General features: G+C 74.0%; 20 protein-coding genes. 14 read left to right on the top strand and 6 right to left on the bottom strand.

The genetic code is table 11. The features are described from left to right. Positions 1 to 226: 226 nt before the first annotated feature. On the bottom strand, positions 227 to 1,240 hold the full coding sequence (locus tag AQJ30_RS25485; RefSeq protein ID WP_067238434.1) for a LacI family DNA-binding transcriptional regulator: 1,014 nt from the start codon (positions 1,238 to 1,240) through the stop codon (positions 227 to 229). A 153-nt stretch (positions 1,241 to 1,393) separates the two neighbouring features. On the opposite strand from AQJ30_RS25485, the gene AQJ30_RS25480 reads away from it, so the two are divergent. From AQJ30_RS25480 to AQJ30_RS25465, 4 genes are all read left to right on the top strand, one after another. Further along, entirely contained in the window at positions 1,394 to 3,217 is a 1,824-nt protein-coding gene (locus AQJ30_RS25480; protein ID WP_067238432.1) for a glycoside hydrolase family 2 protein, read from the top strand. 163 nt (positions 3,218 to 3,380) lie between these two features. Then, positions 3,381 to 4,724: an ABC transporter substrate-binding protein gene (locus AQJ30_RS25475; protein WP_067238428.1), complete on the top strand. Its 1,344-nt coding sequence runs from the start codon at positions 3,381 to 3,383 to the stop codon at positions 4,722 to 4,724. A gap of 34 nt (positions 4,725 to 4,758) precedes the next feature. Further along, positions 4,759 to 5,664 carry a carbohydrate ABC transporter permease gene (locus AQJ30_RS25470; protein ID WP_067238425.1) on the top strand — a complete coding sequence of 302 codons (906 nt, stop codon included), beginning with the start codon at positions 4,759 to 4,761 and terminating at the stop codon, positions 5,662 to 5,664. A 1-nt stretch (position 5,665) separates the two neighbouring features. Beyond that, a complete protein-coding gene (locus AQJ30_RS25465) occupies positions 5,666 to 6,601 on the top strand; it encodes a carbohydrate ABC transporter permease (RefSeq protein WP_067238421.1) in 936 nt (311 codons plus the stop codon). Between the two features lie 24 nt (positions 6,602 to 6,625). Here the strand turns inward: AQJ30_RS25465 and AQJ30_RS25460 are convergent, their stop codons facing one another. Then, entirely contained in the window at positions 6,626 to 7,555 is a 930-nt protein-coding gene (locus tag AQJ30_RS25460) for a LysR family transcriptional regulator (RefSeq protein WP_067238418.1), read from the bottom strand. 71 nt (positions 7,556 to 7,626) lie between these two features. Here AQJ30_RS25460 and AQJ30_RS25455 point away from each other — a divergent pair, with 71 nt between their 5' ends. Next, positions 7,627 to 8,514: an SDR family NAD(P)-dependent oxidoreductase gene (locus AQJ30_RS25455; protein ID WP_067238415.1), complete on the top strand. Its 888-nt coding sequence runs from the start codon at positions 7,627 to 7,629 to the stop codon at positions 8,512 to 8,514. A gap of 123 nt (positions 8,515 to 8,637) precedes the next feature. Further along, positions 8,638 to 9,060 carry a PPOX class F420-dependent oxidoreductase gene (locus tag AQJ30_RS25450; RefSeq protein WP_067238413.1) on the top strand — a complete coding sequence of 141 codons (423 nt, stop codon included), beginning with the start codon at positions 8,638 to 8,640 and terminating at the stop codon, positions 9,058 to 9,060. A 52-nt stretch (positions 9,061 to 9,112) separates the two neighbouring features. On the opposite strand, the gene AQJ30_RS25445 is transcribed toward AQJ30_RS25450, so the two are convergent. The 3 genes from AQJ30_RS25445 to AQJ30_RS25435 form a co-directional block, all read right to left on the bottom strand. After that, a complete protein-coding gene (locus AQJ30_RS25445) occupies positions 9,113 to 10,081 on the bottom strand; it encodes a pyridoxal-phosphate dependent enzyme (RefSeq protein ID WP_067238411.1) in 969 nt (322 codons plus the stop codon). A gap of 256 nt (positions 10,082 to 10,337) precedes the next feature. Then, positions 10,338 to 11,741 (bottom strand): MFS transporter, encoded by a 1,404-nt coding sequence (locus AQJ30_RS25440; RefSeq protein ID WP_067238410.1) that lies wholly within the window; start codon positions 11,739 to 11,741, stop codon positions 10,338 to 10,340. Further along, positions 11,734 to 13,647 carry a glycoside hydrolase family 15 protein gene (locus tag AQJ30_RS25435; protein WP_079084311.1) on the bottom strand — a complete coding sequence of 638 codons (1,914 nt, stop codon included), beginning with the start codon at positions 13,645 to 13,647 and terminating at the stop codon, positions 11,734 to 11,736. Before AQJ30_RS25435 ends, AQJ30_RS25440 begins: the two co-directional genes overlap by 8 nt. Positions 13,648 to 13,863: 216 nt before the next feature. Here AQJ30_RS25435 and AQJ30_RS25430 point away from each other — a divergent pair, with 216 nt between their 5' ends. The 7 genes from AQJ30_RS25430 to AQJ30_RS25400 all read left to right on the top strand — a co-directional run bounded on the left by AQJ30_RS25430 (position 13,864) and on the right by AQJ30_RS25400 (position 20,249). Further along, entirely contained in the window at positions 13,864 to 16,509 is a 2,646-nt protein-coding gene (locus AQJ30_RS25430) for a winged helix-turn-helix domain-containing protein (protein WP_067238408.1), read from the top strand. Between the two features lie 134 nt (positions 16,510 to 16,643). Further along, complete coding sequence (locus tag AQJ30_RS25425) at positions 16,644 to 17,162, top strand: hypothetical protein (RefSeq protein ID WP_067238405.1); 519 nt, start codon at positions 16,644 to 16,646, stop codon at positions 17,160 to 17,162. A gap of 155 nt (positions 17,163 to 17,317) precedes the next feature. Continuing rightward, positions 17,318 to 17,515, top strand: a complete 198-nt coding sequence (locus AQJ30_RS25420) for a hypothetical protein (RefSeq protein WP_067238403.1) — start codon at positions 17,318 to 17,320, stop codon at positions 17,513 to 17,515. A gap of 21 nt (positions 17,516 to 17,536) precedes the next feature. After that, positions 17,537 to 18,151, top strand: a complete 615-nt coding sequence (locus AQJ30_RS25415; RefSeq protein ID WP_067238401.1) for an HdeD family acid-resistance protein — start codon at positions 17,537 to 17,539, stop codon at positions 18,149 to 18,151. Between the two features lie 154 nt (positions 18,152 to 18,305). Then, positions 18,306 to 18,782 (top strand): SHOCT domain-containing protein, encoded by a 477-nt coding sequence (locus AQJ30_RS25410; protein ID WP_067238398.1) that lies wholly within the window; start codon positions 18,306 to 18,308, stop codon positions 18,780 to 18,782. A 27-nt stretch (positions 18,783 to 18,809) separates the two neighbouring features. Next, a complete protein-coding gene (locus AQJ30_RS25405; protein ID WP_067238396.1) occupies positions 18,810 to 19,262 on the top strand; it encodes a DUF7144 family membrane protein in 453 nt (150 codons plus the stop codon). Positions 19,263 to 19,295: 33 nt separating this feature from the next. Then, positions 19,296 to 20,249 carry a YhjD/YihY/BrkB family envelope integrity protein gene (locus tag AQJ30_RS25400; protein WP_079084293.1) on the top strand — a complete coding sequence of 318 codons (954 nt, stop codon included), beginning with the start codon at positions 19,296 to 19,298 and terminating at the stop codon, positions 20,247 to 20,249. Here AQJ30_RS25400 and AQJ30_RS25395 read toward each other — a convergent pair. Next, positions 20,215 to 21,549: an MFS transporter gene (locus AQJ30_RS25395; RefSeq protein ID WP_245727111.1), complete on the bottom strand. Its 1,335-nt coding sequence runs from the start codon at positions 21,547 to 21,549 to the stop codon at positions 20,215 to 20,217. The two genes, AQJ30_RS25400 and AQJ30_RS25395, sit on opposite strands and share 35 nt — an antisense overlap. Positions 21,550 to 21,708: 159 nt before the next feature. On the opposite strand from AQJ30_RS25395, the gene AQJ30_RS25390 reads away from it, so the two are divergent. Next, positions 21,709 to 22,260, top strand: a complete 552-nt coding sequence (locus AQJ30_RS25390) for a CGNR zinc finger domain-containing protein (protein ID WP_067238394.1) — start codon at positions 21,709 to 21,711, stop codon at positions 22,258 to 22,260. Positions 22,261 to 22,277 lie beyond the last annotated feature (17 nt).

Genomic DNA, 22,277 nt, shown 5'->3' with positions numbered 1-22,277 from the left:
GCTCCTCGGGGGCGTGGGGCGGAGCGCTGACGGCGGTGCTGGCAGGTGCATGACATGCAGAACGGGACGCAGAGGAAGCCGGCGTGCGGGGAGCGAGGTGCTGCGCGGCGGCTGGAAGCGTCGATCCGACCCCGGTTTTACATCGTTGCAAGGGCGGTGTAAAGGGTCGCCGCAGCGGACGGCGGCGACCCCGTGATCCACTCGACCCGCCTGCCGCTGGGCCCGTTCACCCCCCGCTGCTCTCCCGCACGACGAGCCGGTGCTCCACGACGTGGTCGGTGGCGTCCTCGGTGCCGTGCCGTTCGATGCGGTCGAGCAGCAGGGAGACCGCGGAGTCGGCGATGGCCGCCTTGTCGGGGGCGACCGTCGTCAGGCTGGGCACGCTGAAGCGGCCCGCCTCGATGTCGTCGAACCCCACCACGTCCAGGTCGCGCGGGGCGGCGAGCCCCGCCTCGTGCAGGGCGCGCAGGGCACCCAGGGCCAGGTGGTCGTTGAGGCACAGCAGTGCGTCGGGGCGCACGTCCCTGCGCAGCACCGCACCCACCGCCCGGGCGCCGTCCTGCCAGTGGAACGCGTCGACCGGCACGACCAGGTCGGCGTCGAAGGGCACGCGGGCCGCGCGCAGCGCCTCGCGGTAGCCGCGGGTGCGCAGCCGGTCGGTGCCCTGCCGGCCGGTCAGCGCCCCGCCGACGACGGCGATGGAGCGCCGGCCGCGGGCCAGCAGGTGCTCGGTGGCCTCCCGGGCGGCCGCCACGTTGTCGATGCCCACGTGGTCGGCGGAGCCCGGCTGGGAGCGCTCGCCCAGCAGGACGACCGGCAGGCGCGTGTCCCGCGTCGCGAGGTCGCGCGGCAGCAGGGACAGCGGGCTGAGGATCGTCCCGTCGGTGAACTGCGCGTCGAAGCCGTGCAGCGCGGCCAGCTCCCGCTCACGCACCCCGCCGGTCTGGTGCAGGAGCACGGTCAGGCCGCGCCGGTCCGCCGCCGCCATCACGTGCTTGGCCAGCTCCGCGAAGTACGCCACGTCCAGTTCGGGCACCGCGAGCGTGATCATCCCGGTGCGGCCCTTGCGGAGCTGGCGCCCGGCGATGTTGACGCGGTAGCCGAGGGCCTCGATGGCCTCGCGCACGGCGCTCCTGGTCTTCTCCGAGACGTGCTCGTAGTCGTTGATGACGTTCGAGACGGTCTTCGGTGAGACGCCCGCGTACTCGGCGACGTCCTTGATCCGGGGTCGGGGGGCCACGCTCCTCCTCGTTCTCGTAGCTGGCGTGATCCTATCGACTGTCACGAAAAGGTTGCGGCCGGATCCTGTCCCTCGCCGACATATTTACATCGATGTAATCGGCGTGGTGCCATAGGCCCGCACCGCAACGCACCAGGCAACACGAGGAGCCCCATGCCCGTCCCGCACCCGTCGGACCTGCCGCGCCCCGAGTACCCCCGGCCCCAGTTCGTCCGCGACGCGTGGCTCAATCTGAACGGCACCTGGCAGTTCGAGACCGACCGCTCCGACAGCGGACGGGAGCGCGGGCTGGCCGGGCGCCCGCTCGCGGACACCATCACCGTGCCCTTCTGCCCCGAGTCGGCCCTGTCGGGGATCGGGGACACGGACTTCCTGGAGGCGGTCTGGTACAGGCGCACCGTGACGGTGCCCGCCGACTGGGCCGGCTCCCGCGTCCTGCTGCACTTCGGGGCCGTGGACCACGACACCACGGTCTGGGTGAACGGCGTCGAAGTGGCCCGCCACCGCGGGGGCTTCACCCCCTTCACCGCCGACCTGGACGGCGTCGCCGAACCGGGCGCCGAGGCGACGGTCGTGGTCCGCGCCCGCGACAGCCGGCACGGCCCGCAGGCGCGCGGCAAGCAGGCCACCTGGTACGCCAACTCGCACTGCCACTACACCCGGACCACCGGCATCTGGCAGACGGTGTGGATGGAGCCCGTGCCCCGCTCCGTCGCCCTGAAGCGGCCCCGCATCACCCCGGACGTCGCCTCGGGCAGCTTCTTCCTGGAGCTGCCGCTCACCGCCAACCTGCCCGGCCACCGGGTGCGCGCCGTGCTCAGCGACGCGTCGGGGGAGGTCACCGCCGCCGCGACGCGTGCCGACCTCGACCTGGCACCCCGGCTCGTGCTCACCGTGCCCGAGGACCGGGTGCGCCTCTGGGCGCCGGAGGACCCGCACCTGTACGGGCTGCGCCTGGAGGTCCTGGACGCCGACGGCACGGTCGTCGACGCGGCCGACTCCTACGCCGGTCTGCGCTCGGTGGCGGTCCGGGGCAGGAGCGTCCTGATCAACGGGCGCCCGGTCTTCCAGCGGCTGGTGCTGGACCAGGGCTACTGGCCCGAGAGCCTGATGACCGCCCCGAGCGACGAGGCCCTGGTGCGGGACATCGAACTCGGGCTGGCCGCCGGGTTCAACGGCGCCCGCCTGCACCAGAAGGTGTTCGAGGAGCGCTACCTCTACCACGCCGACCGCCTGGGCTACCTGGTCTGGGGCGAGTTCGGCGACTGGGGCTGCGAGACCGGCGAGCGGGACGACAACCAGCGCCCGGACGCCAGTTACGTCGCCGAGTGGCTGGAAGCCGTGGAGCGCGACTACTCGCACCCCTCGATCGTCGGCTGGTGCCCGCTCAACGAGACGTACCAGCACCTGCACGACCGCATCACCCAACTCGACGACGTCACCCGGGCGATGTTCCTGGCCACCAAGCGGGCCGACCCCACCCGGCCCGTCATCGACGCCTCCGGCTACGCGCACCGCGTCCCGGAGACGGACGTGTACGACTCCCACTGCTACGAGCAGGACCCGGCCGCCTTCGCCAAGACGATGTCCGGCCTCGCCGAGGGCAGGCCCTACGTCAACGCGGCCCCCGACGGGCGCCCCTGGTCGGTGCCGTACCGCGGACAGCCGTACTTCTGCAGCGAGTTCGGCGGCATCTGGTGGGACCCGCAGGAGGCCGCCCGGGCGTCCGGCAACGAGGCGGACGCCTCCTGGGGCTACGGCGAACGCCCGCGCACCGAGGAGGAGTTCCTCACCCGGTTCGAAGGACTGACCGGCGTGCTGCTCGACGACCCGGACATGTTCGGCTACTGCTACACCCAGCTCACCGACGTCTTCCAGGAGCAGAACGGGCTCTACCGCTTCGACCGCTCCGTGAAGCTCGACATCGAGCGGATCCGGCGCGCCCAGACCCGCCCGGCGGCCTACGAGCGCGACTGACCTCTCCGCGCACGACCGCACCCGTCCGGCCCCCCTCGTCCGGACCGCATGCTTCCAGACACTTCCAGGCACGCTTTACAACGATGTAGATGAGAGGGTGGTCCGGTCACGGGCGGCGCGGGAACGCGCCCGGCCGCACCACCCGGGTCAGGGAAGGAGCCGTATGACCGACCGGCCGGACACCAGGGAGAACCGGGGCCCCACACGCCGCCGGCTGCTCGCCGCCGGACTCGCCTCCGGGGCGGTGGTCCTCGGCGGCGGAGCACTCAGCGGCTGCGGCTCCGCCCAGGCCGCGGACACTTCGACCGTCCGCCTGTGGGACCTCTTCAGCGGCGCCGACGGCGGCCTGCTCAACGACATGGTCGAGGCCGCCCGGCCCGACATGCCGGGCAGCCGCATCGAGCGCACCGTCCTGGAGTGGGGCACCCCCTACTACACCAAGCTCGCCATGGCCTCGGCCGGCGGGCGCGGCCCCGACGTCGCCGTCGCGCACATGTCCCGGCTCGCCGGCTACGCGCCCACCGGGCTGCTGGACCCCTGGGACCTCGACGTGCTCGCCGAGTACGGCGTCACCGAGGAATCCTTCACCCGGGCCGTCCGGGACCGCACCCGGTACCGGGGCAAGACCTACGCCGTGCCGCTGGACACCCACCCGTTCATCGTCTTCTACCACCCCGAACCGGCCCGCAAGGCCGGGCTGCTCACGGCCGACGGCAGCCTCGACACCGAGGCGTTCTCCTCCCCGGACGCCTTCCTCGCCGCCGGCCGCGAACTGGCCAGGGCCTCCGGCGAGCAGGGCATCGCCTTCGGCTACGTCACCGACACCGCGCAGGGCTGGCGGCTGTTCTACGGGCTGTACCGGCAGACCGGCGGCCGGTTCGACCTGCCGGAGGGCGGGCCCGCCGAGGTCGACGTCGACCGCATGGCCGAGGTCATCGGCTTCATGGCGAAGATCGTCGACGGGCGGGTCAACCCCAGGCGCCTCGACTACGCCGCCGCGATCGCCGCCTTCGCCAACCGGCAGACCGCGATGATCCTCTCCGGCGAATGGGAACTGGGCACCTTCCGCACGGCCGACCCCCAGATCGGCGCGGCACCCTTCCCGACCGTGTTCGGCACCCCCGCCGTGTACGCCGACTCGCACTCCTTCGTCCTGCCGCACCACCCCGACCCCGACCCCGGGCGCCGCCGCCGCACCCACCGGGCCGTGGCCGCGCTGCTGAAGGCGGGCCAGATCTGGGCCACCGCCGGGCACATCCCCGCCTACGGCCCGGTCACCCGCACCAAGGCCTACGCCGCGCTCCAGCCGCAGTCCCACTACGTCCAGGCCCAGCAGCACGTCGTCCTGGACCCGGCGGTGTGGTTCGCCGGCGCGGGCTCCGACTTCCAGAACTCCATGTCCCAGGTCCTCCAGCAGGCACTCCTCGACGGGCTCTCGCCCGACCGCGCGGCGCGCGCGATGGTGCGGCGCCTCAACACCTTCCTGTCCCAGCCCAGCCCGGCCTGACCCGGCCACGACCTTCCGCGCAGGAGGAACGACGATGTCCTCTCCCCACGCCTCGCCCCGCTCCGGGGCCCCGTCGGTGCGCCGGCTGCTCCCCCCGGGTCTGCTGTTCGCGCTCCCCTTCCTCGTCCTGTTCGCCCTCTTCATGGTCTGGCCGCTGGTCCAGGGCCTGTGGATGAGCCTGACCGACACCTCGCTGTCGGCCCACACCCCCGGCTTCGTCGGCCTGGACAACTTCACCGAGGCCTTCCAGGACGCCGAGATGTGGCGTGCCCTCGGGCACACCGTCTGGTTCACCGTGCTGTCGACGGTCCCGCTGGTCGTGGTCGCCCTCGGCATGGCCCTGCTCGTGCACACCGGGCTGCCCGGCCAGTGGGTGTGGCGGCTCGCCTTCTTCGCGCCCTACCTGCTGCCCGTCGGCGTGGTGAGCCTGCTGTGGATCTGGCTGTACCAGCCCGACCTGGGCCTGCTCAACCACCTCCTCGACATCGTCGGGATCGGGCCCGTCGGCTGGCTCAGCGACGAGTCGGTGGCGATGTGGGCGGTCGCCCTGACCACCCTGTGGTGGACGGTCGGCTTCAACTTCCTGCTCTACCTGGCCGCCCTGCAGGCCCTGCCGGACCACCTGTACGAGGCGGCCGCCATCGACGGGGCCGGCGCCTGGCGGCGGCTGCGGTCGATCACCCTGCCCCAGCTCAGCCGGATCACCGTGGTCGTCACGGTGCTCCAGGTCCTCGCCTCGCTGAAGGTGTTCGACCAGATCTACCTGCTCACCAAGGGCGGCCCCAACGGCTCGACCCGGCCGGTCGTCGAGTACGTCTACGACGTCGGCTTCACCGGCTACCGGCTCGGCTACGCCTCCGCCATCAGCTACGTCTTCTTCGCCCTCGTCCTGCTCGCCTCCGCGGCCCAGTACGCCGCCCTCCGCCGCCGGGAGAAGTGACATGACGTCCACCGACCTGCCCCTCCGCACGTCCTCCGCCCCCCGCGTCCCACGGGCCGCGCGTCCGGCGCCGGCGCGCGGCCGGCTGCGCGGCAACCACCACGTCCTCGGCGACAGCCGCCTCGCGCGCGTGCCGGCGCTCGCCGTCCTCGCGGTCCTGGCGCTGGTCTGGCTGGTGCCGATGCTGTGGGCCGTGCTGACCGCCTTCAAGTCCGAGCAGGACGCCAGCGACCCGGACCACTGGCTGTGGCCGCGGCACGGGCTGACGCTGAAGGGGTTCAGCACCGTGTGGGAGCGGGGCGACCTGCCGCTGTGGATGCTGAACAGCTTCCTGATCGCCGCGGCCGTCACCGTGGTCACCGTGCTGGTGTCCGCCATGGCCGGGTACGCCTTCTCCCGCACGCTGTTCGCGGGACGGCGGGTGCTGTTCGCGCTGACCGTGGCCGCGGTGCTGGTGCCGCCGCAGATCCTCATCGTGCCGTGGTTCCGGCAGATGCTCACCCTGCACCTGGTCGACACCTACGCGGCGGTCATCCTGCCGCAGACGGTGGCGCCGGTGATGGTGTTCATCCTGAAGAAGCACTTCGACTCGCTGCCCCGCGAACTGGAGGAGGCCGCCCGCATCGACGGCGCCGGCCACTGGCGCATCTTCTGGTCGGTCCTGCTCCCGCTGTCCCGCCCCATGCTCGCCGCCGTCGCGATCTTCGTGTTCATCGGCGCCTGGAACAACTTCCTGTGGCCCTTCGTCTCCACGTCCGACCCCGCCCTGATGACCCTCCCGGTCGGCATCACGTCGGTGAAGGACGCGTACGGCATCCCGTACGCCCAGACGATGGCCTCAGCGGTCCTGGCCGCCCTGCCCCTGGTCGTGGTCTTCCTCTTCTTCCAGCGTCAGATCGTGAAGTCGGTGGCCACGACGGGGCTCGGGGGCCAGTGAGGGTGCCTGCGCCGGCGGGCCCCCTCACGGGCCGGCCGGTGTGTCCAGGTCGAGGGCCGTCGCGCGCAGGGCCGCCGCCAGGCGGATGACCGGCTCGGGCGGTTCCAGGGGGAGGCGGGCCAGCAGCAGGCGCCGCTGCTCCTGGGGGCCGCCGCGCACGGGCAGGACACGGACGCCCTCGGGAGCGGCCGGGGCGAGGGCGGCGGGCACCGTGGTCAGTCCGCAGCCCGCGGCGACCAACTGGAGCTTGGCGAGCCAGTCGCGCGCCGTGTGGGCGATCTCCGGCCGCTCGTCCAGGCCCGGCCACACCCCCATGAGCCGGTCCTCGCCCGAGGGGGAACTGGTGATCCAGCGCTGCCCGCGCAGGTCCGCCACGTCGACGAACTCCCCCCGGGCCAGGGGATGGTCAGCGGGCACGGCCACGTGCAGCGGCCGCTCGGTGAGCGTCGTCAGGACCAGCGCCGGTGACTCGGTGTCGGGCGGGCGGAACGGCGGGGCCGACGCGAGCAGGGCCAGGTCGACGCTGCCGGCGCGCAGGGCGCGTACCAGCGCCGGCGTGGTGCCCTCCCGGCCGACGACGTGCAGGTCGGGATCGGTGGCGCGCAGCGCGGCGAGGGCGCGCGGCACCAGGACGGCCCCGGCGCTCGGGAACCAGCCCAGCCGGACGGTGCCGGTCTGCCCGGGCAGGCCGGACAGCTCCCGCGCAGCCGCGTCGATCTCGTCGAGCACGACCGTGGCCCGCCGCAGCACGAGCCGGCCGGCCGCGGTCAGCCGTACCCCGTCGCGCCGCCGCTCCAGCAGCTCCGCGCCCGCCGCGCGTTCGATCGCGGCGATCTGCCGGGAGACCGCGGACTGGGTGTAGCCCAGGGCCGCGGCGGCGGCGGTGAAGGTCCCCCGGTCGGCCACGGCGCGGAAGACGCGCAGCGCGGTGAGCGAGACATCGGTGAAGTCCATGACGTTTTCGCATGCTACCCGTGCCGAACTCTCGTTGGACGCATGGCTGCGCGGTTCCTAGCGTGGCAGGCATGAACGCTTCTCGCACCGCGCTCGTCACGGGCGCCAACCAGGGACTCGGCCGCGCCCTCGTCGAAGGGCTGGCCGCCCGGATGACCCCGGCCGACCTGGTCCTGCTGACCGGCCGCGACCCCGAGCGGGTCGGGCTCGCCGCCGAGGAGGTCGCCCGGCTGCCCGGCACCCGGGCCCGGGTCGAGGGCCGGGTCCTGGACGTCACCGACACCGCGGCCATCGCCCGTCTCGCCGCCGAACTGGAGGAACGGCACGGAGGCGTCGACGTCGTCCTCTCCAACGCGGTCGCCCGGGTGCTTCCGGACGAGTCGCAGGCGGAGCGCGCGGACGAGTTCATCGACGTCTCCAACACCGCCACGCACGCCGTGCTGCGTGCCTTCGGCCCCGTGCTGCGGCCGGGTGGACGGCTGCTCGTCGTGGCCAGCGGCCTCGGCACCCTCGGCCACCTCGATCCGCGGCTGCACCCCCTGTTCGACGGCGTGGGCCTCGACCAGGTCGAGCAGGCCGTCGAGTCCTGGCGCGCCGCCGTCCACCAGGGCACCGCGACCGAGGCCGGCTGGCCTGTGTGGCTGAACGTGCCCTCGAAGGTGGCGCAGGTCGCGGCCGTCCGCGCGGTCGCCGCGGAGCGCCGTGCGCGGGACCTGGCCAGCGGGACGCTCGTCGCGGCCGTGTGCCCCGGCATGGTGGACACGGCCACCTCGCGCCCCTGGTTCAGCGACTACAGCCAGGCCCAGACGCCCGCGCGCGCCGCCGAGGCGGTCCTCGACCTGGTCTTCGCGGAGGGCGCCGACCCGGCCCTGTACGGCCGACTGGTCCGCTTCGGCGAGGTCCTGCCCTGGTACGGCGGGAGCCCGCTGACCGAGCAGGACCGCATGGTCAGGCCGTGAGCACGGCCGGCCGCGCCTCTTCGTCGGCCGCATGATCCGGACGGGCGGGGAACCGGGGTGTGCGACACCCTCGAGGGGTGTACCCGGTCGGCTGGTACGACTCCCGACGGAAACGGAGACTCCATGTCCAAGCCGCCCCTCCCCGACGACGCCCAGGACCTGCTGCGCCGCCCCAACCCGGCCGTGATGGCCACGCTGCGCTCGGACGGCGCCCCGGTGTCGACCCCCACCTGGTACGTGTGGGAGGACGGCCGGGTGCTGCTGAGCCTCGACGAGGGCAGGGTCCGCCTGAAGCACCTGCGCCGCGACCCGCGGGTCACCCTGACCGTCCTCGACGGGGACGACTGGTACACCCACGTCACGCTCATCGGCCGGGTCGTCGAGATGTACGAGGACGAGGGACGGGGCGACATCGACCGCATCTCCACCCACTACACCGGCAAGCCGTACCCGGACCGCGTCCGTACCCGGTACAGCACCTGGATCGAGGTCGAGCGCTGGCACGGCTGGGGCGCGCACCGCGACAGCGGCCAGGCGTCCACCTGACGCCGGGCCGGACGGACCCGGAGGGGTGCCCCGGACGGGTACCTCCGACGGGTCAGGGCCCGCTGAGCAGCATCCGGCCGAGGCGGTCCGCCGCCTCGGCGTGACCGAACAGGCCCGGCAGGCCGCCGGTGTGCAGCAGCACGGTGCGCTCGCCGGGCCGGATCGTGCCGTCGCGCACGGCGGCCACCAGGCCCGCGGCGGCCCGTCCGGTGTACACCGGGTCCAGGACGACGCCCTCGGCGCGCGCCACGGTGGTGATGGCCTCCAGGACGGGTTCGTGCAGCACGCCGTACGCCGTGCCCACCTGCTCGCCCCGCACCCGCAGCCGGTCCGCCGTCACCTCCTGGCCGGTGAGTTCGGAGGCGAAGGCGGCGGCGACGGTCGCGGGGTCGGGGAGCGCGCCGACGTCGACGCCCAGGACGCGGTCGGCGCCCAGCGCGGCGACCAGGCCGGCCATCGTGCCGCCCGAGCCCAGCGCGGTGACGACGTGCCGTACGCCGGGCTGCTGGGCGAGGATCTCCGCGCCCGCCTCGCGGTAGCCGCGGGCCCCCAGGGCCGAGGAGCCGCCGAACGGCACCAGGTACGGCACGGCGCCGCCGTCGCGCAGCGCGGCGCACGTCGTCTCCGCGTGCGCGGTCAGCTCGGCGGGTCCGGCGGCCTCGGCCCACACGATCCGGGCGGCGAGGGCGGCGTCCAGGAGCAGGTTGCCCCCGGGCCGGTCGGGCCGGCCGGCCGCCGGCATCACCAGCACGACGTCCAGGCCCGCCCGGGCTCCCGCGGCCGCAGTGAGCCGGGCGTGGTTGCTCTGCGGGCCGCCGGTGGTGACCAGGGTGTCGGCGCCGCACCGCAGGGCGTCGGCGACCAGCCACTCCAGCTTGCGGACCTTGTTGCCCCCGCCGCCGAGGCCGGTCAGGTCGTCGCGCTTGATCCACAGGTCGTCCGGGGCGAGACCGATCTCCGCGGCGAGCCGGGGCGCGGCCTCCATCGGGGTCGGCCAGGCCGACAACGTCACCTTCTCCATCCCGCACGTCCCTTCCCTCGCGGCTCGGCGCACGAACCCTCTCACACGGGGCGCGCGCTCGCGTGGCGGGAGTGGCCCGCACGCCCGCACGCCGCGAGGAATGCCGGGGCAGCCACGCGGCGCCGCGTCCGAGCGGCCCGGAACAGGAAGGTGAGCGGCTCGGGTGCAGCGGGCGGCGGTCACGGCGAGGTCGTCGTGGTCCGGGCGAGGTCGCGTGACGGCCTCATCGCCGGTTCGGGCGACACCACGGACGGGGTCAGGCCGTCCCTCCTGCCCCGGGTTCCCCGGGACGCGATCCGCGGGGCAGGCGGGCCGCTGCCGCCAGGCCGCCGACCCCGATGACGGCCAGGGTGATCATCGCCGTGGCGTAGGCGCCCTTGGTCAGCCCGGAGACCAGGATCGTGCCGGCGACCGCCGTGCCGAAGGACGAGCCCAGGTTGGACACGCAGCGGGACAGCCCGGAGATCTCCCCCTGCTGCTCCTCGGGGAAGCTCGACTGCACCACGGTGACGGAGGGGGTCAGCATGGCCCCGAGCCCCAGCCCGATCAGCACGAGTCCGGGGACGAAGGCCCAGGCGGTCGAGAAGGCGGCGGCCATGGCGACGAGCAGGACGATGCCGGCCACGGACACCGCGAACCCAGCCATGACGAGCGTGCGCGGGGAGTGCCGCGAGGCGAGGCGCTTGGCGGACAGGGAGGTCAGCAGCAGGCCCAGGGTGGCCGCGGTGAAGACGACGCCGGTCCGGATCGCGTCGTAGTGGCGTACGACCTGGAGGTAGGCCGCCACCGTGAAGGAGGTGCCCATCAGGATCAGCCACTGGATGTTCTGGGTGACCAGCCCGATGTCGGAGGTGCGGTTGCGGAACAGGGACAGGGACAGCAGCGGCTCCCGGCCGGAGGCCTCCTTGGCCCGCACGGAGCGGAAGAACAGGGCGAGGACCAGGGCACCGGCGGCCAGCAGGCCGAGCATGAGCCAGAGGCTGTCGTCCGCGGCCAGGATGCCCGTCACCACCAGGACCAGGCCGACGGCGGACAGGACGGTCCCGGTCACGTCGAGGGAGCGGGTCGGGTCGGGCGGCAGGGGGTCGGCCATCCCGCGGCTCAGCCAGATGATCACGGCGATGACCAGCGCCTGGAAGACGAACGCCGCACGCCAGCTGATGGCGGTGGTGATCAGACCGCCGATGAGGGGCCCGGCCGCGGCGCCGAGGCCGCCCAGCGCCATCACCACGCCGAAGGCGCGGGCCCGGGAGACCGCGTCCCGGTGGAGGAGTGTGGTCAGGATGTAGACGGGCGGGATGAGCAACGCGGTGCCGACGCCCTCCAGGATCGAGTTGCCGAGGATGAGCACGCCCAGACCCGGCGCGGCGGCGCTGAGCAGGGCGCCGACGGCGTAGACGGCGAGACCGGCGATGAAGCACCGCTTGCGGCCGTAGCGGTCGGTCACCTTGCCGCCGGGGACCATCAGCGCGGCCATCACCAACAGGAAGACGGTGATGGCCACTTGGACGCCCTGCACGGTGGTGTCCAGGTCCTCGCTGATGTCGTTGATCATCACGTTCATGTTGGAGCCGGCGAAGCTGCAGATGAACTGCGCCAGCGCCAGCGCCGCCAGCGCGTCGCGGTGCCGGGTCCGCCGCGGGGCGGTCGTGTCAGTCACCGGTGTCGTCCGCCGTGGAGTCGTCGGCGGGGGCCGTGAACCCGTGGCGGGTCGGCTGCAGGTGGCCGTCGGCGCCCGGGCGGGTCCGTGCCGCCGCCAGTTCGTCGTCGAGGGCCATGGCGGCGGTGACCAGGGCGAGGTGGGTGAACGCCTGCGGGAAGTTGCCCAGTTGCTCCCCGGAAGGCCCGATCTCCTCGGCGAACAGGCCGACGTGGTTGGCGTAGGTGAGCATCTTGTCGAAGGCGTACCGTGCCTGGCTGAGCCGGCCGCTGCGGGCCAGGGCCTCGACGTAGAAGAAGCTGCACAGGTTGAACGTGCCCTCCGAGCCCCGGAGTCCGTCGGGGGACGCCGCGGGGTCGTAGCGGTAGACGAGGCTGTCGCTGACCAGTTCCCCGTCCATGGCGTCCAGGGTGCTCAGCCAGTCGGGATCGTGCGGGGACAGGAAGCCGACCTTCGGCATGAGCAGCAGGGAGGCGTCCAGGACGTCGGAGTCGTAGTGCTGGACGAACGCCTTGCGCTTGTCGTGCCAGCCGCGCTCGGCGATCTGCCGGAACGCCGCGTCGCGGGCCCGCGTCCAGCGCTCGGTCTCGGCCGGGCGGGAGAACGCCTGGGAGGCGCGCAGGGCGCGGTCGAAGGCGACCCAGGTCATCAGCCGGCTGTAGGTGAAGTCCTTGCGGCCGCCGCGGGTCTCCCAGATGCCCTCGTCCGGCTGGTCCCAGTGGTCGCTGAGCCAGTCCAGGACCTCGGTGAGCGCGGCCCAGCCCCGGATCGCACCGATGTCCCCGCCCACGATCAGCGCGTCGGCGGCCTCGCCGTAGATGTCGAGCTGGAGCTGGTCCGCCGCCGCGTTGCCCGCCCGCACCGGGTACGAACCCCGGTAGCCCTCCAGGTGACCGAGGGTCTCCTCCGTCAGGTGGGGGTCGCCGTCGACCCGGTACATGATCTGCAGCGGATCGCCGGTGGCCGTGTCCCGCGCCTCGATCCGGTCGCGCAGCCAGTGGCGGAAGGCGTACGCCTCCTCGTGGAAGCCCAGGTCGATCAGCGCCTTCACCGACAGGGAGGCGTCGCGCACCCAGGTGTAGCGGTAGTCCCAGTTGCGCTCGCCGCCGACCTGCTCGGGCAGGCCCATGGTCGCGGCGGCGATGGGGGCACCGCTGGGCGCGTAGGTGAGGAGTTTCAGCGTGATGGCCGAGCGGTGCACCTCCTCCTGCCAGCGGCCGTTGTACGTGCACGACCTGAGCCAGGACAGCCAGAAGACCCGGCACGCCTCCAGGTCCGCGACGGCATCGTCCAGCGACAGGTGGGGCGGGACGCCCTCGCCGTCCACGGTGCCGGTGAGGACCACCGCGGCCGCCTGGCCCTGGGACAGCTGGAACCGCGCCGTGACGTCGTCGCCCTCGGCGCGCAGTGCGACTCCGGCCGTGGACTGCACGTGCAGCTCGGTGCCCGGCCCGTCGAAGACCGCGTGGTGCGCGTCCGGGACGGTCAGGCTGTGGGGGGCACGGCCGTAGTCGAAGCGGGGGCGGCAGTCGAGGGCGAACGACACCGTGCCCCGCACCACGCGGGCGACCCTGATCAGACGGTGGTGGGCCCGCGGCGCGCCGGTGGCCAGGGGCACCATGAAGTCGGCGACCTCGCCGACCCCGTCGGGCGCCATGAAACGGGTGACGAGGACGGCGGTGTCGGACAGGTACAGCTGACGGACCGTCATGTCACCGGGATCGGGCGTGTCCGCGGTCAGACTGCAGTGGCCGCCGCGCTCGGCGTCCAGCAGCGAGGCGAACACGCTGGGGGAGTCGAAGCGCGGTGTGCACCACCAGTCGACGACCCCCCCGGAGGACACCAGGGCCGCTGTCTGGAGATCGCCGATCATCCCGTGCTCGGCGATGGGCGGATAGCTGTTCACGGACACCTCCGACGCCAGGACGCGCACTGCGGCACGGAGCCGGTCCGGCCGGCCCACGGTCAGCCTCGGTGCCGGACGGGCCCACGGCATCACCCACGGGGGGTGAGGCGCGGCGCCGGACCTGCCGGGCGCCCATGGTCCTTTTGCCGCGCGGGATCGGCACGGCGATGTCATGGTGGTGGAGGGGAGAGCGCGACCTGGCGGGCGGTGAGAGCCGTGGAACCGAAGGACGAGAACCCCGACAGCCATCCCGGTACGTACGTCGATCCCCTGGGCGACCCGTTCCTGCGGACCCGCTTCGCCCTGCCGACGCGACCGGCCACCTTCCTGCGGCGGGCCCGCCTGCTCGAGCACCTCGACCGCGAGCCCCGGACGCCGCTGGTCATGGTGAACGGCACCGCCGGCGCGGGCAAGACGCTGCTGGTCGCCGACTGGGCCGCGCAGCTGCGCCGGCCGGTCGCCTGGCTGACCCTGGACCCGGCGATCGGCGGGCCGGGCATGTTCTGGGCCCACGTGCTGCAGGCCCTGCGTGCGGGCGGGGTGCCCGTGCCGCCCGACACCGGCACGGTCGTCGGCGGCGCGGGGAGCGGCCTGTCGCCGCTCGGCAGGCTCGCCGCCCAGCTCGGCGGCACAGAGGAACCGGTGATCCTGGTGCTGGACGACTACGACCACGCCGCACCGGAGGTCTCGGAGCAACTGGCGTTCGTCCTGCACCACGCGGGGCCGGGGCTGCGCCTGGTCCTGGTCACCCGCACCGAACCCCTGCTGCCACTGCACCGCTACCGCGCGGCCGGCGAGATCACCGAGGTCAGGGACGCCGAGCTGGCCTTCACCGCCGAGGAGACCGCCGCCCTGCTGGACCTGCACGGGGTGCGGGTGACCGTGCAGGCGGCCGACGCCCTGGTGGAGCGCACCCGGGGCTGGGCGGCCGGGGTGCGGCTGAGTGCCCTCGCGGCCCGCGAGAGCCCGGACCCGTCGCTGTACCTCAAGGAGTTCGAGGCCGGGCACAGTGCCGTGGCCGACTTCCTGCTGTCCGAGGTGCTCAACAGCCGGGCGCCGCGGATCCAGGACCTGCTGCTCCGGATCAGCGTGCTGGAACGCTTCTGCGCCGACCTGGCCAACGCGCTCGTCGGCGGCGACGACGCCGCGTCCCTCCTGGCCGCCCTGCACCGTGACAACGCCTTCGTCGAGGACCTCGGGCACGGCTGGTACCGGCTGCACCCGCTGTTCCGGGAGATCCTCCGCGTCCACCTGCGCGAACGCTGCCCCGGACTGGAGCCGGAACTGCACCGGCGCGCGGCCCGCTGGCTGCGGCGGCACGGGGCGCTCCCCGAGATGGTCGCCCACGGGGCCGCCGCCGGCGACTGGGCGGCCACGGCCCGCGCCCTGGTCGACGACCTCGCGATCGGGGAGCTCTTCACCGGCCTGCGCTCCGACGACCTCGCCGGGCTGCTCGCCGACCTCGACCCCGGCACCGACGGCGCCGCCCCGGACCTCGTCCGCGCGGCCCGTGACCTGGCGCGCCACGACCTCGACCGCGGCCTGACCCACCTGCGCCACGCACACGAGGAGCTGCCCTCCGGCGCCGACGCGGCGGCGGCCCGACTGAGCTGCGCCCTGCTGGAAGCGCTGGCCGCCCGCCTGTCCGGCTCCCCGCGCCGGGCCGAGCAGGCGGCGCGGGCCGCCCGGGAGGTCCGGCCGGAGGTCCCCGCCCACCTGCTCGACCGGCACCCCGAACTGTCCGCGCAACTGCTCACCCACCTCGGCTCCACCCGGCTGTGGGCGGGCCACTTCGAGGCGGCCCGGGCGGCCCTGACCGCCGTGCTGGCCGGCCCGGACGCCGCGGCTACGGTGCTCCCGCGCGTGGAGTCCCTGGGGCGGCTGGCGTTGATCGAGTACCTGGACGGGTGGCCGGGCCGGGCGGAGCGGTACGCGCGCGCCGCGCTGTCCGAGTCCGAGCGCTTCGGCCTCCACGGCCCCGTCGGACCGGACCTGGCACGGCTCGTCCTGGCCGGCGTCGCCGTGGACCGCGGCGAACTGGGCCGCGCGCAGGAACTGCTCGACCCGACGCCCGACACCACGGCGCAGGACCCCGTGGCGACCGTGGGGCGGTCCATCGTCACGGCCCGGTTGCTCCTGGCCCGGGGCCGTTCCCGGGCCGCGGCCGAGACCGCCGGGGCGCCGGTGCCGGCCGTCGTCACGTCGCCCTGGGCGGAGGGCCGGGCCACCCTCGTGGCCGCGGAGGCCCACCTCGCCGAGGGCCGGCCGGACGCGGCCGCTCGGGTCCTGCGGGAGGTGGCCGACGACGACCCCGAGTGCGCCGTCGGCGCCGCGCGGGCCCACGTCGCCGCGGGCGACCCGTCGGCCGCCCTGCGCGTCCTGGACGAGGCGACCGCGCACCGGCGCCTCGGACCGGCGGTCCGCGTACGGGCCGCCCTGGCGCGGGCGCACGCGGCCCAGGTCGAGGGCAACCAGGTCGCCGCGCGGCACCTGCTGGCCGACGCGCTGCAGGACGCCCGCCGCGACCGGCTGCGCCGGCCCTTCGCCGAGGCCCAGCCGTGGATCGAACCCCTCCTCGCGGCACCCCCCTTGCGACAGCTGGCCGCCGGCTGGCTGCTCCCGGACGCCGAGGCGCCCGCCCGGCAGGCGGAGCCGGCCCCGGTGCTCGTGGAGCGGCTGAGCGGCCGTGAGCGGGACGTGCTGGCGCGGATGGCCGAGCTGATGTCGACCGAGGAGATCGCCGCGGACCTGTACGTGTCGGTGAACACGGTGAAGACCCACGTCAAGAGCGTCTACCGCAAGCTGGCGGTCAACCGGCGGCACGACGCGGTGCGCCGGGCGCGCGAGCTGGGCCTGCTCTGACCCTGCGGCGCCCGGCGCGGCTCGCCCGTGGCGGGTGAGGCGCCAGGGCGCCGGGTGCGGTCGGATGGCGCGGTGGGAGGGAGCCGGCACCCGCTCGGGTCCGGCGGCAGCGGCCAGCGACCCGAGGGGCTGACATGCTCGATGTGCACCCGGCGTCCCGGCGTGAGCGCCGCGCGGAGCGGCGGGCCCACGCCGACTACACCGGCGGCGTCTACGGCTCGCTGCTCGCCGCCTCCGTGGTGGTCGGCGCCGGGACGCTGGGCTCCTTCCCGCGCGCCGAACTGGTCGTGCTGCTGCTGGTGAGCGGCGTGGTCTTCTGGGTGGCCCACGTGCACGCCCAGCTGTTCGGCGCCCGTCTCGCGGCGCATGCCCTGGACCGCCGCACCGTGCTGCACGTCTGCCGCGACGAGTGGCCGATCGTGAAGGCGGCCGTGCCGCCGGCGCTGGCCGTCGCCGTCAGCCCTCTGCTGGGCCTGGGCCTGGAGGGCACCCTGTGGCTGGCGGTGTCCGTGGCCGTCGCCGGGCAGGTCGGGTGGTCGGTGGCCGCTGCGCGCAGGGCCGGCGCTCCCTGGCGGCTCCTGGTCCTCACCGCCGTGGTGAACCTGCTCCTCGGCCTGTTGATCATCGCGTTCAAGGTCGTCCTGAAGCACTGAAGCACTGAAGCACTGAAGCACTGAAGCACCGAAGCACTGGGGCCGGGAGACCAGTGGGTTCACCTGCGCCGGGTGATGCCGGGAGCACCTGACCATCGGGAGGCTGGAGCAACAGCGCACCCCACGTTGCCATCGACCGCCGGCGGGAGCAGCTCATGCGCTACGAGATCCGCGTGGAGGGCCAGGTGTCGGAGACCTTGGCCAAGGTCTTCCCCGAACTCGACCACGTGATGGTCTCCGGCCAGACCCTGCTCTACGGCCCGGTGGTCGACGAGGCGCACCTGTACGGCCTGCTCGCCCGCTTCCGGTCGCTGGGCCTGCGCGTGGTGGAGATGCGGCAACTTCCCGACTGACGCGTCCCGCGAGGAGGACTCATGACCGTGCCGCGTGGACCACGCACGAACGGCGACGTGGAGGGAGGGCTGGCCGACCTCAGCCGTTCCTGGCTGTGGCTGCTGGGCCCGGCGATCGCCACCCTCGTCCCCGGCATCCTCGCCCTGGTCTGGCCGGACGCCACCCTGCACGTGCTGGCGGTGCTGATCGCGCTGTCGCTCATCGTGACGGGCGCCTTCCGGTTCGTCGCCGCCGTGTCCCCGCAGCACGGCGACCGCTTCACCGGGCTGCTGATCGCCGTGCTGTACGTGCTGGCCGGTGTGCTCTGCCTGCGCCACCCGCTGCAGACCGTGGCCGCGCTGGCGCTGATCACCGGCGCGGTGTGGCTGGTGACCGGTCTGCTGACCGCCTTCACCGCCCTGGGCACCCGTGACCTGCCGCACCGCGGCGTCGTCCTCGGCGTGTCCGCGCTCGTGGTGGTCGCGGGGATCGTGGTGCTGGCCCTGCCCACCGAGTCGGCCCGGGCCCTGACCCGCCTGCTGGGCCTGTGGCTGGTCCTGCTCGGCCTGGCCGAGCTGTGCCTCGCCCTCGCGCTGCGGGCCGCCCTGCGCGCGCCGCGCGGCGGTCCGGCGGCGGGCGCGGAGCGGCCCGGATGACCTCGAACAGGAGCAACGACAGGGCTCCGACACCGCTCGGCCGCCCACCCACGGACTTTCACCCGCCCCGGGTGAGGCCGCCCCGCACCAGGACGGCACACGCTGGGTCCACCGGGACCGAGCGGTCGGACCCGCCCCCGCAACGGAGGAAGAGATGAGCAGTCACGTGTACCTCGCCTACGACTACCCGCTGCTGAGCATGTTCTGGACCATGCTCTGGTTCTTCCTGTGGATCATGTGGTTCGTCCTGCTGTTCCGGATCATCGGCGACATCTTCCGCGACGACAGCCTCGGTGGCTGGGGCAAGACGGGCTGGCTGGTCTTCGTGGTGGTGCTGCCCTTCCTCGGCGTGTTCGTCTACCTCATCGCCCGCGGCAAGGACATGGGCGGCCGGGAGATCAAGCACGCGCAGGCACAGCAGACGGCCTTCGACAGCTACATCCGGGACAGGGCCGGCGAGGCCCGGCCCAGCAGCATCGCCGAACTCGACAAGCTGTCGCAGATGCGCAGCCGCGGCGACATCACCGACGACGAGTTCCGCCGCGCCAAGGAACTCGTCCTGAGCGGCAGCCGAGGCGACGCCGGGCCGGGGGCGTCCGCGACCACCACGGGCGTGTCCTCCGCCCACTGAGCACCGACCAGGAAACGAGGTACCGAGATGACCGCCACCCACGCGTCCAGGCCGCACTCGGCGAAGTACCAGTGGGCCGCGGGGCTGATGGCCTTCGCCGCCGTCATGCTCAGCATCGTGGGCATCCTCGACGTCTTCCGCGGCATCGCGGCCATCGCCGAGGACGACATCTTCGTCACGACCCGCAACTACGTCTTCGAGTTCGACCTGACGGGCTGGGGCTGGATCCACCTGATCCTCGGGGTGGTCGCGGTGATCGTCAGCGTCGGGCTGTTCCAGGCCGCGACGTGGGCCCGGGTCGCCGGTGTGGCCATCGCCGCACTCGTCATCATCGCCAACTTCCTGTCCCTGCCGTACTACCCGGTGTGGTCCGTGGTCGTGATCGCGATCTCGGGTTTCGTCATCTGGGCGCTGTGCGTGGCCCGGAAGGACGACTTCGACGACGCCTTCGAGAGCGGGCCGCCACGGGGCGACATGTGACGACCGCCGTGCCTCCCACCGGTCATGGCCCCCATGGCCGGCGGTAGGCCGTCGGGCGCGCGCCGCCGGGTCGTCGCGGCGCTGACCTTCTGGCTGCGTCCCGCCTTCGCCCTGCGCGTCGTCAACCGCTTCCAGAGGATCGCCGGGTTCGACCGTGCGATGGCCCTGGCGTCCAGCGCCCTGACGGCCCTGGTGCCGCTCGTCCTCCTCGTCGGCACGGTGCTCAGCAGCGTCGTCGACCAGGACGTGGCCGAACGCCTCGTCGAGCGCTACGGGCTCACCGGCGCGGGCGCCGACGCGGTGGACCGGCTCTTCTCCCCGGCCGGGGAGACGAGCACCGGCGTCGGCGTGTTCGGCGTGGTGTTCCTGGTCATCTCCGTCCTCAGCTTCGCACGGGCCTCCCAGCGGCTGTTCGAGCAGGCGTGGGAGCTCAAGCCGCTCGGCGTCCGCAACTCCCGCAACGGCCTGTGGTGGATCCTCGGCCTCGGGGCCTACGGCCTGGTCAACGGCTGGCTGGCCGGCCTGCTGGGCGGCGTGCCCCGGTCCGACCTGGTGACCGGGGTGGTCCAGGCGCCGGTGACCGCCGTGTTCCTCGTCTGGAGCGGCTGGATCCTGTCGGCGAAGCGCATCGCCTGGCGGGGGCTGATCCCCTTTGGCGTCACCGCGGCCGTCATGACCACCCTCTACTCCTGGGGCGCCGCCCTCTACCTGCCGCGCCTCTTCAACACCTCCGTGTCGCGCTACGGCGTCGTCGGTGCCGTGTTCGCCCTGCTGTCCGCGCTCTTCACGGCCATGCTCGCGCTGGTCGGGTCGGCCGCGTGGGGGCGGGAGGTGACGCTGGAGCTCGACCGGATCCGCAGCGGGCTCCGCCCCTCCGAGCACGAGGTGCGCCGGCAGTGGGACACGGTGGTCGAGCAGACCCGTTCCCGGTGGCGGTCGGCCCGCCACCACGTCAGCCGTCGCGGGAACGGGAAGCCGGACCGCTGAACGGCGCGGTACGGGAGCGGGAGGCCGGACGGCCGAGCACCGCGGTGCGGAAGCGCGACGTCGGACCGCCCGGCAGCACGGTGCGCAAGCGAGAGACCGGACCGCCGAGCAGTACGGCGCCGAGCGCGGCGGCGAGGGCCTGGCAGCCGGCCGCCGCGAGGGCGAGGCGCACCGGACCGGCCGTCTGGCAGGCGCCCGCGAGCGCGGCCCCGCCCGCGGCGAAGGTGCTCTTCAGGCTCGCCCCCAGCGTGAACACCTGGGTACGGGCCGCCTCGGGCGCGTAGCGGTCGCGCCCGGCGAGGAGCGCGGCGAAGAGCGGGCCGGTGCAGCAGCCGGCCAGGGCGAAACACCCGAGGGCCAGGGCGACGCCGGGCACCGCGGCGACGGCGGCCAGCGGTACCCCGGTCGCCAGCAGCAGGACGGCGACGGTGCATTCGGGCCGCCGTACGCCCCAGGGGCGCCAGGCGTACACCAGGGAGCCGGCCAGGGAGCCGAGCGCCATCGCGGTCATCAGACCGCCCGCCGCCCAGGGTGTGGCGTAACGGCCGGCGAGCAGGACGCAGACCACGGGGAGGGCACCGATGCCGAACTGGCCCACCGCGCTGGCCCAGGTGAGCGACCGCAGGGGCCGGTCGCGCAGCAACAGCGCGGCGGCGGCGCCCAGGTCGGCGACACGCAGCGCACGGCCGCCGCCGGGGCGCGGTCGCAGCGGCAGGGCGAGGACGAGCACGCCGCCCAGGACGGCCGCGGCGCCCAGCGCCGCCAGTGCGAGCCCGGCGTCGGTCGTCGCCGCCAGGGCGGAGGCGAGGGCCGGTCCGGCGATCCCGGCGAGGTTGTAGGAGACGGCGTCCAGGCTGAAGGCGCGGCCGCGTGCCGTGGACGGCACCAAGTCGCCCAGCAGACTGGTCAGTCCACCGGTCAGCAGGGGAGTGCAGCAGCCCGCCGCGCCCGCCACCGCCAGGACGGGTCCCGTGGGCGCCCGGCCCGCAGTCCCGGCCACGGCGACCAGTCCCGCACCGTGGAGGACCAGGCAGCCGGCGTGGAACAGCCGGCGCCGCCGGACCCGGTCCGCGAGCGCACCGGCCAGCGGGGCGGCGACCACGCCGGGCACCAGCAGGGCCGCGACCAGGGCACCGCCGAAGCCGGCACTCCCGGTGCGGTCCACGGCGAGCACCACCAGGGCGACCCGCGCCCCCTCGCAGGCGAGCCGGGCCAGCAGGGCCACCTGCAGGTACCGGACGAGCAACCACCGTTCCCCGCCCGACCGGACCACCGGACGGGCGGACGTCTGCGTACGCACTGCGTGCCTCCACGGGCTATCGGAGCTCTGCGGGCACGGAAGCTCTACGTGCACGAGAGCCTTGCGTTCTCGGCGACCGGTGCGGCTCACCCTCCTTCGTCATACCCTTGAGGTATGACGTCATGGGTGCCCGAGGACCCCGCCGCTCATACTCGACGCGTGAGCTTCCTCTTCGTCAGCGATCACCTGGCCCTCGACTTCGCCGCCACGGTGGCCTGGCGCGCCACGCACCCGAAGGAACTCCTGGCCGAGCCCGGGGACTTCGCCCGGTGGGCCGTCGAGGCGGGAGTGGTCGACCGACTGGACACCGTCACCCAGGACGACTTGGACCACGCGCGCGCCCTGCGCGAGGCCATCTACCGCCTGGCCCGCGCCGCCACCGCGGAAGAGCCGGCAGACCCGGAGGACGTCACCCGGATCCGGCAGGCCGCCGCCCACACCCCGGTCCGCCCCGCCCTGCACGACCTGGGCCGGGTCGCACGCCGGGGCGGGGTCCCGGAGGTCCTGGCCACCCTCGCGACGTGCGCGAGCGACCTGTTCGGCGGCCCCGACCGCCTCCTCGTCCGCCGCTGCGCCGGCACCCCGTGCACCCGCCTCTTCCTCGACCGCTCCCGAGCGGGCACCCGCCGCTGGTGCGACAAACGCAGCTGCGGGAGCCGGATCAACGCTGCGGCGTACCGCCGCCGCAGCGGACGGTCCGAACAGGCCTGACCTGCGGGCGTCCCGGG

This window comes from Streptomyces longwoodensis (assembly GCF_001514125.1).
GTDB classification, from domain to species: Bacteria; Actinomycetota; Actinomycetes; order Streptomycetales; family Streptomycetaceae; genus Streptomyces; species Streptomyces longwoodensis.
Note: the sequence above shows the minus strand (reverse complement) of the source record. Positions and strands in the feature narration are given on the sequence as shown.

What these genes read in the sequence shown, in the direction of transcription:
- AQJ30_RS25480 (WP_067238432.1), top strand. Translation starts at nt 1,394, where the DNA reads ATGCCCGTCCCGCACCCGTCGGACCTGCCGCGCCCCGAGTACCCCCGG.
- AQJ30_RS25470 (WP_067238425.1), top strand. Translation starts at nt 4,759, where the DNA reads ATGTCCTCTCCCCACGCCTCGCCCCGCTCCGGGGCCCCGTCGGTGCGC.
- AQJ30_RS25455 (WP_067238415.1), top strand. Translation starts at nt 7,627, where the DNA reads ATGAACGCTTCTCGCACCGCGCTCGTCACGGGCGCCAACCAGGGACTC.
- AQJ30_RS25450 (WP_067238413.1), top strand. Translation starts at nt 8,638, where the DNA reads ATGTCCAAGCCGCCCCTCCCCGACGACGCCCAGGACCTGCTGCGCCGC.
- AQJ30_RS25410 (WP_067238398.1), top strand. Translation starts at nt 18,306, where the DNA reads ATGAGCAGTCACGTGTACCTCGCCTACGACTACCCGCTGCTGAGCATG.
- AQJ30_RS25460 (WP_067238418.1), bottom strand. Translation starts at nt 7,555, where the DNA reads ATGGACTTCACCGATGTCTCGCTCACCGCGCTGCGCGTCTTCCGCGCC.
- AQJ30_RS25465 (WP_067238421.1), top strand. Translation starts at nt 5,666, where the DNA reads ATGACGTCCACCGACCTGCCCCTCCGCACGTCCTCCGCCCCCCGCGTC.
- AQJ30_RS25475 (WP_067238428.1), top strand. Translation starts at nt 3,381, where the DNA reads ATGACCGACCGGCCGGACACCAGGGAGAACCGGGGCCCCACACGCCGC.
- AQJ30_RS25420 (WP_067238403.1), top strand. Translation starts at nt 17,318, where the DNA reads ATGCGCTACGAGATCCGCGTGGAGGGCCAGGTGTCGGAGACCTTGGCC.
- AQJ30_RS25425 (WP_067238405.1), top strand. Translation starts at nt 16,644, where the DNA reads ATGCTCGATGTGCACCCGGCGTCCCGGCGTGAGCGCCGCGCGGAGCGG.
- AQJ30_RS25405 (WP_067238396.1), top strand. Translation starts at nt 18,810, where the DNA reads ATGACCGCCACCCACGCGTCCAGGCCGCACTCGGCGAAGTACCAGTGG.
- AQJ30_RS25445 (WP_067238411.1), bottom strand. Translation starts at nt 10,081, where the DNA reads ATGGAGAAGGTGACGTTGTCGGCCTGGCCGACCCCGATGGAGGCCGCG.
- AQJ30_RS25400 (WP_079084293.1), top strand. Translation starts at nt 19,296, where the DNA reads ATGGCCGGCGGTAGGCCGTCGGGCGCGCGCCGCCGGGTCGTCGCGGCG.
- AQJ30_RS25415 (WP_067238401.1), top strand. Translation starts at nt 17,537, where the DNA reads ATGACCGTGCCGCGTGGACCACGCACGAACGGCGACGTGGAGGGAGGG.